The following is a 14,619-nucleotide window of genomic DNA, read 5'->3' as shown; positions in this document are numbered from 1 at the left end:
ATTAGCTCTAAAAGTCCTTTTAAGCAAGTTCACTATTATTGAGCTGACTGCACATTTAGTTGTTTATTAGTGCTGCGTAATTTTTCAAAATTATTAAATATATGCCTCACAGCCATGCTTGGTATTCCTACTGTTACTAATTAACTAACTTTTTAATCTGTAAAAGTAGAGCAATAATGGAAATAAAACTATTACACGGTATTTCACGTGCTATTTATAGGATGTGTTAGGTATTTTCAGGGGGTGATACAACAGCGCCATCAATATAAGCATAGTTGCTTTTGGTTGCAGTAATGATGATGCCAACAGTTTAATGAGGTCATGAACTGTAGCATTGAACAATTATTTTAAGGGCTAACTCATACGTTAACATTATGAATTGGAGGTTCTTTATTTGCCGATTGTTTATCAAAAAGAAGACGCGAGAGAAACTCGCGCCTCCTATTTTCACTATCGACTTCGCGCTATTATAAAGCTTTAAATCTAATTGCTGTGCCGCCGCTGGTGGCAAGTTTAAGCGTTAACTTATCAGCAGCTGTGACTATGCGCTTTTCGATTTTTAAATCGTATGGGTTGTTTTTCCACTGCGCATTATTACCATCACGATAAATTTGTGCCTCAAACTTTTTACCTTGCTCTAAGAAGTCGAGTTTTATCTCTATGCTGCGAGCTTGCTCATCGGTTACTGCTCCTAAAAACCAGTCGTTACCAGAGTAGTTATCACGCTTACGCTCTTTGCGAGCAAACACCACGTAATCGCCAACCTCACCCGCTAGTGCGATACTTTGTTGCCAATCTGTTGGTACGTCTTGAATAAATTTAAATGCGTCCGGTTTGGCTAAATAGTTACGCGGAAGATCAGCGGCCATTTGGATTGGACTATACATTACGACATATAACGCGAGTTGTTTCGCAAGTGTGGTTTGTGGACGATTTGTATCACCACCTAATCCATTAAAACTCATATCAAAAATGCCGGGTGTAAAGTCCATTGGCCCAGCTAACATACGGGTAAAGGCGAGCATTGGAATATGCTCTGGTGGATTTGGCGGTGTGCCCCATGCATTAAACTCTTGGCCGCGAGCACCTTCGCGGGCTATCCAGTTCGGATAAGTACGGCGCAGACCTGTGTCTTTTATCGGTTCATGGGTGTTAATACTGATTTTATGTTTTGCAGCCAGTTGCACGCTGTGTAGGTATTCATTAACCATAAATTGGCCATCGTGCCACTCATGGCGAGCAATGCCGTTTTCATCAATGCGTTTGATGTTGCCGCCATCTGCTACGTAACCTGTTTTTACTTGGCTAACGTTAGATTTTTCGTACAGTGCGTAGGCGTCTTCCATCTGGTTGCGGTAGTTGGTTACGTTGCCAGACGTTTCGTGGTGGCCAATCAGCTGTACGCCTTTTTCTTTGCCATAGCGAGTTAGCTCTGCAATATCAAAGTCAGGGTAAGGTTTGGTAAAACTAAAAACATCACCATTGAAGAACCAGTCGCCATCCCAGCCAATATTCCAGCCTTCGACGAGTACCCCATCAAAACCGTATTTAGCTGCAAAATCCATGTAGCGCTTGGTTTCTTTGGTGGTCGCACCGTGCTTTTCACCGCTGCCCCAAGTGTTCTCATTGATATGCATGCCCCACCAAATACCGACATATTTACCTGGTTTAACCCACGATACATCACCGAGTTTATTTGGTTCGTTGAGGTTTAAAATAATATCTGAGTTGATCAAATCAACGGCTTTGTCACCAATTTGAATGGTGCGCCACGGAGTATTAAATGCGCCATGTTTTTTAACCGCAACACCATCAGACCAAGGCGTTAAGTCGGCTTGTAAAGTCCCTGGGCGACGTTGATTGAGCACCATCCCTGCATAATCAACTAATGCAGCTTCGTGAATGCTCACATGGACGCCATCAGCGTTTTTAAAGGTAAATGGAGTATGCGCAAGAGCAGCTTGTTGCAGTGGAGTGGTGTTATAAACATATTCATAACGGTTCCAACCACGAGCTGGGATCCACCATGCGGTGGCTTTATCCGCACCACTAATTGCAAATTCGGTTAGCTCCTTAGTGATTTCAATATTTTCAAATCCAGCTTGTTTAGGTACTTCGTAACGAAAACCGACGCCATCATTAAAAGCTCGAAAACGAACCGTGTAAGTGCCGCCTTGTGGCGCTGGCTTTTTAAACGTAACCGCGAGCTCATTATGTTTATCTATAATAGTTTGGCGTTCACCCCAAGGTTGCTGCCATTGGCTGTTATGTTGGGAGTTGTTAACGTCGGTGATTGTAAAACCTTCAGCAAAGGCGGCTTGTTGTTTAAATTCGAAGCCAAGAGCTGAATTTTCAATAACATCTTTGCCGTTAAAGCTGATTTTATAACTTGGTGTAGCTTGCTGATCCGAAATGGTTATTGTTATATTTCCGTTCGGGGATTGAATCGTCGCGTCTTTAGCAAAACAAGCACTTGAAAGTCCAAGCAGAAGTAGCAAAGGTAATCGCATAGCTGTTCCTTGAGGTGTAACCTAATTGAAGCATTTAGCATAAAGCGCAAGGGCCTAGATTACGAGATGACTGCATACGTATTCAGCTCATTAGTTAGCTTAGGTTAAATATTGAAAAATAATTAACGAGATATTTTTAACAGAATATAATTAACAAAAGATTAATCTAATTGGTTTATAATGAATGAAGTTAAATAAGAAGATATTAAAATGTTAAAGCAGACCTTCATTCTTTCATTGTGTTTAATGGTTTTTAATAGTTACGCTGGTATTATCACCATTAATGATCAACAGCAAAAACCGCTCGCTAATGCCGTCGTCTGGTTAACGCCTGCGGATAAAAGTGTTGAATTCCCCGCGCCAACTACACCCTTTATAATGACTCAAAAAGACCGGCAGTTTATTCCCCATGTGTTGGTGGTACCGCAAAATGCTCAAGTTGAGTTTCCAAATGCAGATTCAATCATGCACCACGTGTATTCGTTTTCCAAAGCTAAATCGTTTGAGCTAAAGCTATACCGAGAGCAACCACAGGATCCGATCAGTTTTGAGCAAACGGGCGTAGTTGAATTAGGCTGTAATATTCATGATTGGATGTTGGGGTATATTGTGGTGGTTGATAGTCCGTATTACGCAATGACCAATGATAAAGGACAAATTGAGCTGGCGCTTGAGGCCGGAGATTTTACACTAAATATTTGGCACTCCGAATTTAGTGACATCAGCAAAACTGAAAGCAAAGCCATTGCACTAACTAGTGCGCCGGTTGTTTATCAAATAAAACAGGCGATTATTTCTCGTGTTGCGGTGGGTGTTGATGAATTTGACGACTATGAATAAAGCTTGCTTTTACCTAGGTGTAGTGGGGCTAACATTAACGTGCAATGCTTTTGCACAAGTAAAGGGCTTAGTGCAACTAAGTGCAGTTCAGGGTGATCAATACGTAAGTTGGCAACAAGGTAGCGTAGGGCTATACCGATACGATAGTGACAATGATGGCATTGTGCTTTCTCAGGGAGTCGTTGATTTTAGGACTGATTTAACCACCGCTTGGTCAGCACATGGGGTTATTAATGCTTATCAAGATCCGCAGCCGACTTTAGGTTTTAGCCAAGCATATTTGCAATATAAGCCGCTAACAGCGAGTAACTATAAATGGCATCTGCGGGTAGGTGGTTTTTACCCGTTATTATCATTAGAAAATCCAGATATGGGCTGGCTTTCACCATATAATTACACTAACTCAGCAATAAATTCATGGATAGGTGAAGAGGTACGTACCGTTGGGGTTGAGGCCACTATCAAGCGGCCAGGGCGCAGCTTTAACAGTACCCATAGCTTTGCATTGGTTGGCGCTACATTTAAAGGTAATGATCCTGCAGGCACATTATTAGCTTGGCGTGGCTTTGCAGTGCATGACCGCCAAACGACCTTTAATGAAAGTATTGCGTTTGCGCCAATCGCTTCATTTAATAGCACCGAACTTCAGTATCAGGCAAATCAGGTCTTGCCCTTTGAGGAGGTTGATGGGCGCTTTGGTTATTATGCAGGAATTCACTGGGATTATTTAAAAAAATCACAATTTCGTTTTTATTATTACGATAATAATGGCGACCCTGCAGCACTAAATAGAAGTACTGGGCAATATGCATGGGATACTCGTTTTAGCAGCGTCGCGTGGCTATATAAATTTACTGCGAATACGCGCTTAATTGCGCAAATGATGTCGGGCACTACCGCTATGGGTGCTAAACGCGGTGTAAATAATAGCTTCTATAGTCACTTTATATTAGTAAGTCATAAAATGGCCAAGCATCGTATTTCAATGCGTTATGATTATTTTGAGGTAACCGATCATGACGACTGGCAATTTGATCCTAATGCCAGTGAAGGTGAAGGTATAACCGCGACCTGGCGCTATCAATTAACGCCGCAGTGGCAACTAGGGATTGAGGGCTCAGCATTACATAGCCAAGCAGATAATCGCATGGCGATGAATAATCCCAAAAACCTATCACAGCAACAAATTAGCTTAAATGTTCAGTGGCGCTTTTAATGGTAATTCAGATAGTTTGAACTATATTAAGTTGTGGCTGATGTTGTATTTTATGCAAAGGTGAAAAATGAACTTACAGAGTATTCGAATCAAGAGCTCGCTGCCAATTGTGTTACTTGGGATTGCGATAATAGTACTGATAGCAGGCTATACCCACTTAATTAACTTACAAAAAGATGCATTAGAAGCGCAATCTGAGCGATTTCTAAATGCTATTTCAGTAGTGGTTAATGGTGACCGTGATCTCTATCAAGCCAAAGTAGCTGAATTGCACTTAGTAACCAATAAGATAGGTAATGCCGAAGAGTTGCAAGATCATCAAGAAAACGCACAGCAAGTGACCGATCGTTTTAATCAATATTTACATTTTTTATCAGCCTACCCGCAAGTAACGGCGCAGTTTACTGGCTTTGATAGTGCCTTTAAAAAATGGTTATCAGCATCAAACGCGTATATCAATGACCCACAAAACAAGCAAAAAAATCAGCAGGCCAATACTGAGTTTGCAGCGCTGCGCGATATTTTAGATAAAGCAGGTGAACAAGCTGAGTTGACGTCTAAACAAGAAAAACAAAAGCTGCTAGAGAAGATAACCACAACGAAACTGTTTTTACTGACTATGGTGGTGGTGCTGTTAGCCATTTCAGCTTGGTTCAGTTATATGATCCCACGTCAGTTAACGAAGCAAATGCATTACGTGACTGCGAGAATTAATGATATTGCCTCTGGTGATGGTAATTTAACAGAGCGTATTGTGGTAAAAAGCCAAGATGAATTTGCCGAGCTGGCAACGGCATTTAATCGCTTTTTAGATAATTTGCAGCAATTGATCCGTGATATTTTAGGCCAATCTAATGAGCTTAACCATTTAGGAACTGATTTAAGCCAGTTCGCAAATCAAAATAATCAGATCACTCAAAAACTCAGCCAAGCATCTGAATCAATTGTCAGTGCGGTTCATCAAATGAGTGTTGCTAGTCGCGAAGTAGCTAATGTGGCGCAGCAGTCATCAAAAGAAGCCGATAACTCACAGCACCTGGCTAAGCAAGGTTTAACGGCTGTGGCTAATTCGAGTGATAAAATAGTCGCGCTATCTGAAAATATGGAACATGCCAGTAACAAATCAACCGAACTGCAACAAAGCTCTGATAATATAGCTAAAGTGCTAGAGGTGATCCGCGCGATTGCGGAGCAAACTAATTTACTTGCGCTTAATGCTGCTATCGAAGCGGCGCGAGCTGGCGAACAAGGGCGGGGGTTTGCGGTGGTTGCCGATGAAGTACGCACCTTGGCAACGCGCACTCAAGAAAGTACCAACGATATTCAAAAAATGGTTGAGCAGTTTGCCAATAGTGTCGAGCAGTCTTTAACGGCAATTAATGGTGGCAAACGCTTTGCAGATGAAGCCGTAGCCTCGTTTACGCAAACCAATGATGTGCTTAATGCGATGCAAGAGTCATCAGTAAAAGTGAATGATATGGCTATGCAAACAGCCCAAGCTACCGATGAGCAAACCGCAGTAGCGGAAGAAATAAGTCATAATTTATCGTCATTGAACGAGCAAACCATGCAAGGTGGCGAGCTGGCACGTTCAACCGAAGAAGTCGCGGTAAGAATGAATCAATTAACCGATGAATTAAACCGCCTATTGCAGCGCTTTAAAGTTTAATTGTTTGCTGTAGGCAATAAAAAAGGGTTCGATAGAACCCTTTTTTGCGTTGTTAGTATCTAATACCAATCGACTTAAATATTTAACCATTCTAGCGCGCTAAATAAAGCGCTAACTGCGTTAGTAATTTTTCATGTACGACTGCATGGATGCAAGAGGTAGAGCAATGCAGGAGCAATTGCCGAGAACAACTACATGTCAAAATCTCTGCCTTGTTACCACTGTATTTTTCTGTCGCTATAAATGGTCAGTAACTTAAAACGATTGGTATAACGTTTACTTTTTTTCGAAAGCGCGCTTCATAAAGTTCGGTGTTGCTAATGCGCCATGGTGAATACCATTATTGTAATACTCTGTAGTTTGCGCAAGCTCTGCTGCTGCGTCTTCTCTAAAACCGGCGAATGCTTCATCTTTACGAGCAAGTGTTACTGACCATAAGCCACTTGGGTAAATAGGTTGTGGGAATGGCAGTGTTTGTAAGTCGTTAAAGCCTACATCAGTCATCGCATCGCGCATTTCAACCAGTAATGGCATATGCATAAGCGGTGATTCACTTTGTTGTACCATAATGCCGCCAGGGCGTAGTGCATTTAAACAGCTCGTGTAAAAGGCATGGTTGAACAAACCTTCACCAGGACCGACTGGATCAGTGCCATCAACAATCACGATATCGATTGATTCTGCTGCAGCTTCACGCATATATTTAATACCGTCGTCAAACATTACTGTAGCGCGAGGATCTTGGTTTGCTTCACATAACTCAGGGAAGTATTTAAGTGACATTTGCGTCACTACTTCATCGATATCGATTTGTGTAACAGACTCAACGCCCGGGTGCTTGAGTACCTCACGTAAAGTGCCGCAGTCACCACCACCAATAATAACTACATTTTTTGGGTTTGGGTGTGCAAGTAGTGCAGGGTGGCTGATCATTTCATGGTAAAAAAAGTTTTCACGGCTAGTTACCATAGTACAACCGTCAATAATCATTAGATTACCGAAGTCTGTTGTCTCGTACATTTCGACTTTTTGAAAAGGCGATTGCTGTTCTTCTAGCTTTTTGTTGATGCGCATAGAAAACGCACTGCCGTCACGTTCACTGATTTCTGTAAACCATTTACTTTGATCTAAATTTGCCATGTCGCTAGTTACACTTTTGAGTTGAGTATGAAAAAGGGGCAATTCTGCCAGTGCTTGGCGTTTTGCTCAATGAAATTTTATCAGTATAGCGAATATATTTTATCTTAGCTTTGGCTTAAAGGTCATTTTTTGTTAGCGTAGAGGGTTATGACGTACTAAAATGCGTGATTCCGCGAAACTTGTTAACTATAGAAGAATTTGCCATGACTTGGGGTTTAGATACAGCACGCTCTACATATAACGTTGCTCATTGGAGCGATGGTTACTTTGATATTAATAGCCAAGGTGAGCTGGTTGCTTTCCCAGATGGCGATCAAACGAAAGCCGCTATTTCATTAACCGAGTTAACGGAACAATTTAAAAAGCAGGGTTTAACGTTACCAGTATTAGTACGCTTTACCGATATCTTGCAAAATCGTGTAGATACTATGACCAGCGCATTTAGTAGCGCGCGCAATGCCCGTGCCTACCAAGGTCAATATACTTGCGTATATCCGATCAAAGTAAATCAGCAGCGTTCAGTAGTAAGTAAGTTATTGGCGCACCCAAGTGGCTTAGTCGGTTTAGAAGCCGGTTCAAAGCCTGAGTTAATGGCGATTTTAGGTGTGGCAAAACAACCGATCACTATTGTTTGTAATGGATACAAAGACAGTGAGTTTTTACGTTTAGCATGTATTGGCCAAGCGATGGGCCATAAAGTTAAAATCGTAGTTGAAAAGCTATCTGAGTTAACAACGTTATTAGCCGAGATTGAAGATCTAGGCATCGAGCCTGCCATTGGTATTCGCATCCGTTTAAACTCAGTGGGTAAAGGGAAGTGGCAAAATACCGGTGGCGAAAAAGGTAAATTTGGCTTAACAGCTGGGCAAGTATTAACGGCCGTTGAAGTACTCAAAAAACACAATAAGTTGCATTTAATGCAAATGGTGCATTTTCATATAGGCTCACAAATTGCCAATATTCGCGATATTCATCGTGCTTTACGTGAATGTTCACGCCACTTTGCAGAATTAAGCCAGCTAGGTGTGCCATTAAATACCGTTGATGTAGGTGGTGGTTTAGGCGTTGATTACGAAGGTTCTGGCTCGCGCAGTGCCTGTTCAATGAACTACACAGTAGAGGAATATGCTCGTAATGTGGTGAATGCGTTTGCTGAAGTGTGCGAACAGCATGACTTAGCGCATCCGGCTATTATTACTGAATCAGGCCGTGCGTTAACTGCTCACCACGCAGTGTTGATCACCGATGTGATTGATGTTGAGCAAGCACCAAATCACAGCAACCCTAGTGCACCTGAGCCAAATAGTGCGTTAGTGTTAGATGAAATGTGGCAATGTTTACAGCGTTTAAACCCGCGTATGGCATTAGAAATTTACCATGATGCAATGCACTTATTTAGTGAAGCGCACGACCAATACGTACATGGTTTAGTAAGTATGTTGGAGTGGGCGAAAATAGAGCAGCTGTATTTTACTATTTTGCATCGCGTGCGAGCGTCATTAAGCAATGCGCGTGCTCACCGTGAAGTACTGGATGATTTAAACGAAAAATTAGCCGACAAATTATTTGTGAATTTTTCATTGTTTCAGTCATTGCCTGATGTCTGGGGGATCCAGCAATTATTCCCGGTAATGCCGATTGAAAACCTTGATAAGCCGTTAACGCAACGCGCTATCATTCAAGATATTACCTGTGACTCAGATGGGCAAATTCGTGAATATGTTGAGGGAGCAGGGATCGAAACAAGCTTACCTATTCCACAATATGTACCTGGGCAACAATACCACATTGCGATGTTTATGGTGGGAGCTTACCAGGAGATTTTAGGTGATCTACATAACTTATTTGGTGATACTGATTCAGTCCATGTAGAGCTCACCGAACAAGGTTATCAACTAACCAATGCGATCAAGGGTGATAGCGTTAAGGATGTATTAAAGTTTGTTGATTATGATAGCGATATTTTCTCGGATAACTTTGCTACCACAGTACAGCAACTCGACATTAGTGACTCTATTAAGCAGCAGTATTTAGCTGAGCTAAATGCGGGCCTTGAAGGGTATACATATTTTGAAGATTAATTGCGATACTCTTGTATTGCATTCTAAATTGCCGAACAGTTTTAATGAAAGGAATTAAGTAGTAATGTCTTGGATCCGTTGTGTTTTTAGTATTTTCTTTTACACCATAAATACACTAATTTGGTTTGTTCCCATTTTTATTTGTGGCCTAATTAAACTTATCCCTATCAAACCGTTACAAAAGTTAATGAGTTGGACAGCTAAGCAGTGCGCCTCTATTTGGGTTACGTTTAATACGTTAAATCAAAAGTTATTAACACCAACCAAACTAAGTGTAACCGGCCTTGAAGAGCTCAAACTAAAAGACTGGTACTTAGTGATTGCCAATCATCAGAGCTGGGTGGACATTTTAGTTTTACAGCGTGTGTTTAATCGTAAAATTCCATTTTTAAACTTCTTTTTGAAAAAAGAATTGATATACGTTCCTGTTCTGGGGCTATGTTGGTGGGCGCTCGACTTCCCTTTTATGACTCGTACCAGCAAAAGCCAATTAAAAAAGAATCCTAAATTACGTGGTAAAGATTTAGAAACAACCCGTAAAGCCTGTGAAAAGTTCAAAGAAATGCCGGTGAGTGTGGTTAACTTCGTTGAAGGTACTCGCTTTACAGCGCAAAAACATTCGCGTCAAAATAGCCCGTTTCCTCATTTACTCAAACCTAAAGCGGGTGGGGTGGCGTTTGTGATGCAAGCTATGGGTGAGCAAATCTCTAAAGTGGTAAATGTCACTATTCAGTATCCTGAGGGCATTCCTACCTTTATGGATTTTGCCAGTGGACGAGTAAAACAAATTAATATTTATGTAGAAGTGATGCCGGTAAGCCAAGAGTTGATAGGTGATTACACGGGAGATTCTGAATTTAGAGTACGTTTTCAATCAGAATTAAATCGCTTATGGCAAGAGAAAGAACAACAGCTTAGCGAGTTTGAGCAAAAACTTAAGTCATAGTTGCAAATGCTAATAGGTAACGGCCCAAATCAGTACTGTTAAGCTTGTATTGGTTTTGGGTTTGTTACAGTGTTAAGCAACAATCAATATAGCTAAAATGACTGTTATTGAGCCTCCCGCAGCAAGGAATTAGAATTATCATGACGACTCCAACTCATTTACAGCAATTTGTGCAGCCTTGGTTTCAGGGTATGCCTGACACAGTATTATTCAGTTCTCTTACAGCCACTGCAATTGGTGTGTTCTCGCTGTTAGTGGTGTATTTATTTACCCGCCGTTTAATGCTACCAGGTATTCAAAAGGTGGTGACTAAACTTTCTCCTGAGCGAATTGGGCTGTTGGCGCCTATGCTGACAAAACTTAACCGTCGTTTTGCCGGAATGTTGTGCTGTGTATTATTCTTAGCAACATTTGATAGTGTTTACCCAGTTACTGAATTTGCTGCTGAAGTGCTGAAGACGATTGGCCAAACTTTATTAATTATTCATGTTGGCTTTATCATCAGCAGCATAGTAAGTATTGCGGGTGGCATTTATAACCAACTAGAGTTTGCTCGCGAAGTGCCGATTCAAGGGCTGATCCAAGTAGTAAAACTTATTACCTTTATGATTTGTGTGATTTTGATTGTCAGTATCGTACTGGAAAAATCGCCAACCTATATTCTGTCAGGCTTCGGGGCAATTGCTGCGGTGACCTTGTTAGTATTCAAAGACACTATATTAGGTTTTGTAGCCAGCATTCAAATTGCAGCAAATCGTTTAGTAACCTATGGTGATTGGATCCAAGTAGATAACTATGGTGCTGACGGCGAAGTAATTGACCTTGGGTTAAATACCGTAAAAGTACGAAACTGGGATAACACTATCACCACTATCCCCACTTATATGCTGGTGGCCGGCTCATTTAAAAACTGGCGTGGTATGCAAGAATCTGGAGGTCGTCGGATCAAGCGCTCACTCAATATAGATATGAATAGCATTCGTTTAGCTGATGACGAGCTGACTAAAACGATTTCTCAAACTATCGCGTTAAAAGAATATATTAAGATGAATACCTTACCTGATCCGGTATCAAATTTAGGGTTATTTCGTCGTTATGCTGAAGGATATTTAAAGCAGCACAGTAAAATAAACACGTCATTGACATTAATGGTGCGGGAGTTACAACCGTTAAATCATGGCTTACCGATAGAGTTTTATTGTTTCAGTGAAGATAAGCGCTGGATATCGTACGAGCATCTGCAAGCAGAGATCATGGATCATCTACTTGCGGTATTACCTATTTTTGACCTACGCGCTTATCAAAGTGTCTCGGGGCAATTTAGTCCTGCAGCAATCACCCCAACCGCTATTAAACCTACCATTAAAGTGGCAAATAATACTGAAGTAGGCCAAGGCTAACAAATACGATTAATAGCCACCAAATAGGTGGCTTTGCTAACCTTAGCCATGCAAAAGCTGCAACAACAATCACAATATGCCAAATGTTGTGAACTGCGGATGTCCAAATTGGTGAATACAATGCAGCCGCTAAAAAACCCACCACAGCGGCATTAAGCGCGGCAATACAGCTGGCAAAGCGGGGGCGTTCGGATAATTGCAGCCAGCTTTTTTGAAATGCTAACATTAATAAAAAACCAGGAGTAAAAATCAGTAAGGTTGCAATCACCGCACCAACAAGCGGCTGCTCGCTATTAAGCTCTGCGCCTAAATAACTAGCAATGGTGAACATTGGCCCAGGCACCGCTTGTGCGCTGGCGTAAGCTGATAAAAATTGCTCAGTGTTTAAACTTGGTAAGCCAGCTTGAAGTATCGGCAATACCACATGACCGCCGCCAAAAACCATAGCCCCAGCTTGATAAAAGGGTGCAAAATCTGCAAATTGAGAACCTAGTGGGACAAAGCTCACTAGCAATAATAGTGCAAATAGAATGAATGCAGGCCAGTTAACTGTGCGCTGCTTAGTTGCTGTTTGATTACTTTGAGATAGATTAAGCAATGGCCATATTGCGCCAATAGCAGCGGCTGCTAATAGAACCAATATTTGACTGCTCAGGCTCGGTAATAAGATCAGCACTAAGGTACTTAACATAGCAAGCGCTTTGAGTACCCAGCTAGTACAAAAGCTTTTTGCCATACTCAGCGTAGCATCGGCCACAATTACTACGGCAAATAGTTTTAAACCGGCAACTATTGCAAAGTAAATAGCATCAAATTGGTGGGCGCTAATCGCTAATAAAGCCATGATCAAAAAGGAAGGTAAGGTAAAGCCAACAAAAGCAGCAATACCGCCTAATACGCCTGCTCGCTCCACACCAATGGCAAAACCCACTTGGCTAGACCCAGGTCCAGGCAGAGCCTGACTAAGACTGATTAGTTGTGCATAACGTTGAGCATTGAGCCATTGCAAGTTATCAACAAAATGACGTTTAAAATAACCTAAATGTGCAGCTGGCCCGCCAAAGCTCATGCAACCAAGTAAAAAAAACTGCTTAAAAATAGCTAGTAACATGAATTCTCTCGTTTCTTATTGCCGTAACAGCTTAGTATGACAAAATTTCGTGACAATTTTATGGTTTTTAATCTTTGTACCTGTCTACAATGTAAAAAAGGCTTTGTTAAAGTTAAGTAGTTATGCGATTTATTGTTTATATTTTTATAATTTTTGCCTTTATAAACTATGCCTATGCTGCAAATGAACCTAATGCGGCTGTGCAAAAAATATCGTTAGCCGTGGATCATGCACCACCGTATAGCCAAATTAATCAAAATGGTGAAGTATCAGGCGCGATTGTTGATATTTTTCGGGAGATGAAAAAGCAACTTCCTTTTAAGTTAGAGCTGGTTGGTTGCCCATTTTCACGCTGTGTAAGAATGTTAGAGCAAGGCGAAGTTAATGCGATGGGAGGTTTGATCCTCACACCTATGCGTCAGCAAGTAATGCAATTTGTAACCCCACCTTATATGGTTTTAACCTCGTCATTTGTATTTTATGCACGCGAAGATAGCCAATTACAAATCAACAACTATGACGATTTATATGGTAAAAAAATTGCGATTATGCGAGGTGCCGTACATTTTAAACGTTTTGATGAAGACGATGAACTGACTAAAATAGCTGTTTTAACAGAAAGCACAGCTATTAACCTATTATTGAAAGGGCGTGCAGATTTAGTTATTGCCGTTGAAGATACCGCGGATCATGCTATGAGTGTGCTGAATCAGCCAGCCAATAAACTAGTTAAAATGCGGTATCGTTTTAATGACATAATCTATGGTTATCTCGCTTTAAGTAAACAGTTTTCAGTAACCCCATTAGCGCAGCGGGTTGATGCGCTAATGAAAACAATGGCTGCCACTGGTCAGCTAAATACATTAATTGCTCCCTATGAACTTCCTCCTCTTAACGAGCAAGCGCTGAGCTTTTAACATCTTCTTCATATTTCGTTCATTACAATGTTTGCATACTAGCTGTTAATGAAAGAATTAATAACCAAGGAAATACCATGACTTTAACCAAACCATTACTAACAGCGACTATTGTTGGATTATTATTAACGGGTTGTGAGACCACCAACACAGGAATGGGAGCTGGTATTGGTGCAGCTACAGGCGCAGTACTTGGTAAGGCAACCGGAGATCATGATGATAAACGTATCTTCATTGGTGCCGCTATTGGCGCGCTAGCCGGCGCTGCGGTTGGTGACTATATGGATAAACAAGAAGCGGCTTTTCGTGATGAGTTAGCCGGCTCCGGTGTTGAAGTTGTGCGTGAAGGCGATAACTTACGTTTAGTGATGCCAGCTAATATAACTTTTGCCACCGATCAATCGTATATTTCATCAGGCTTTCATAACACCCTTGATGCTATTGCTAAAGTGATGAATAAGTACGAAAAAACTTATTTAAGTATTGAAGGCCATACCGATAGCACAGGTAAAGATAGCTACAACATGACGTTATCGCAACAGCGTGCGCAGAGTGTGAAAGGTTACTTAGTGAATCAGCAAATTCTAGCTGGGCGTATTAGTACACGTGGTTACGGCGAAACTCGCCCAATTGCCAGCAATGACAGCGCCAACGGCCGCGCGCAAAACCGCCGCGTGGAAGTTCAAATTGTACCAAATACTAAAGGTTAATGTTTTATCTCAATCATTTGCTACCTAAGCAAATGATTGAGATTATTTACCGCTTACCGCTTACCGCTTACCGCTTACC

General features: G+C 41.4%; 11 protein-coding genes. 8 read left to right on the top strand and 3 right to left on the bottom strand.

Annotation, left to right across the window (positions count from 1 at the left end; all coding sequences use genetic code 11):
- Positions 1-467 precede the first annotated feature (467 nt).
- Positions 468-2,510, bottom strand: a complete 2,043-nt coding sequence (locus H5201_RS16725) for a glycoside hydrolase family 97 protein (protein ID WP_182719099.1) — start codon at positions 2,508-2,510, stop codon at positions 468-470.
- Between the two features lie 210 nt (positions 2,511-2,720).
- Here H5201_RS16725 and H5201_RS16720 point away from each other — a divergent pair, with 210 nt between their 5' ends.
- The 3 genes from H5201_RS16720 to H5201_RS16710 all read left to right on the top strand — a co-directional run bounded on the left by H5201_RS16720 (position 2,721) and on the right by H5201_RS16710 (position 6,235).
- Positions 2,721-3,350, top strand: a complete 630-nt coding sequence (locus H5201_RS16720; protein WP_182719100.1) for a methylamine utilization protein — start codon at positions 2,721-2,723, stop codon at positions 3,348-3,350.
- Positions 3,343-4,566: a hypothetical protein gene (locus H5201_RS16715; RefSeq protein WP_182719107.1), complete on the top strand. Its 1,224-nt coding sequence runs from the start codon at positions 3,343-3,345 to the stop codon at positions 4,564-4,566. Before H5201_RS16720 ends, H5201_RS16715 begins: the two co-directional genes overlap by 8 nt.
- Before the next feature lie 67 nt (positions 4,567-4,633).
- Positions 4,634-6,235 carry a methyl-accepting chemotaxis protein gene (locus H5201_RS16710; RefSeq protein ID WP_182719101.1) on the top strand — a complete coding sequence of 534 codons (1,602 nt, stop codon included), beginning with the start codon at positions 4,634-4,636 and terminating at the stop codon, positions 6,233-6,235.
- A gap of 276 nt (positions 6,236-6,511) precedes the next feature.
- Here the strand turns inward: H5201_RS16710 and speE are convergent, their stop codons facing one another.
- A complete protein-coding gene (speE, locus tag H5201_RS16705; protein WP_145241990.1) occupies positions 6,512-7,375 on the bottom strand; it encodes a polyamine aminopropyltransferase in 864 nt (287 codons plus the stop codon).
- 203 nt (positions 7,376-7,578) lie between these two features.
- Between speE and speA the strand changes: the two genes are divergently transcribed.
- The 3 genes from speA to H5201_RS16690 all read left to right on the top strand — a co-directional run bounded on the left by speA (position 7,579) and on the right by H5201_RS16690 (position 11,802).
- The gene (gene speA / locus H5201_RS16700; protein ID WP_145241988.1) at positions 7,579-9,456 is read left to right on the top strand and encodes a biosynthetic arginine decarboxylase; all 1,878 of its coding nucleotides are present in this window, start codon (positions 7,579-7,581) and stop codon (positions 9,454-9,456) included.
- 64 nt (positions 9,457-9,520) lie between these two features.
- Positions 9,521-10,402 (top strand): acyltransferase, encoded by an 882-nt coding sequence (locus H5201_RS16695; protein WP_145241986.1) that lies wholly within the window; start codon positions 9,521-9,523, stop codon positions 10,400-10,402.
- Positions 10,403-10,542: 140 nt separating this feature from the next.
- A complete protein-coding gene (locus tag H5201_RS16690; RefSeq protein ID WP_145241985.1) occupies positions 10,543-11,802 on the top strand; it encodes a mechanosensitive ion channel family protein in 1,260 nt (419 codons plus the stop codon).
- On the opposite strand, the gene chrA is transcribed toward H5201_RS16690, so the two are convergent.
- Positions 11,765-12,913 (bottom strand): chromate efflux transporter, encoded by a 1,149-nt coding sequence (gene chrA, locus H5201_RS16685; protein ID WP_182785094.1) that lies wholly within the window; start codon positions 12,911-12,913, stop codon positions 11,765-11,767. The two genes, H5201_RS16690 and chrA, sit on opposite strands and share 38 nt — an antisense overlap.
- Before the next feature lie 122 nt (positions 12,914-13,035).
- Between chrA and H5201_RS16680 the strand changes: the two genes are divergently transcribed.
- Entirely contained in the window at positions 13,036-13,830 is a 795-nt protein-coding gene (locus H5201_RS16680; RefSeq protein WP_182785093.1) for an ABC transporter substrate-binding protein, read from the top strand.
- A 77-nt stretch (positions 13,831-13,907) separates the two neighbouring features.
- A complete protein-coding gene (locus H5201_RS16675; RefSeq protein ID WP_149983073.1) occupies positions 13,908-14,540 on the top strand; it encodes an OmpA family protein in 633 nt (210 codons plus the stop codon).
- The last annotated feature ends 79 nt before the right edge of the window (positions 14,541-14,619 follow it).

The sequence above is a fragment of the Pseudoalteromonas sp. SG43-6 genome (genome assembly GCF_014164365.1).
In the GTDB taxonomy this organism is placed as follows: Bacteria; Pseudomonadota; Gammaproteobacteria; order Enterobacterales; family Alteromonadaceae; genus Pseudoalteromonas; species Pseudoalteromonas rhizosphaerae.
This window is presented reverse-complemented; position numbering and strand designations above follow the sequence as displayed.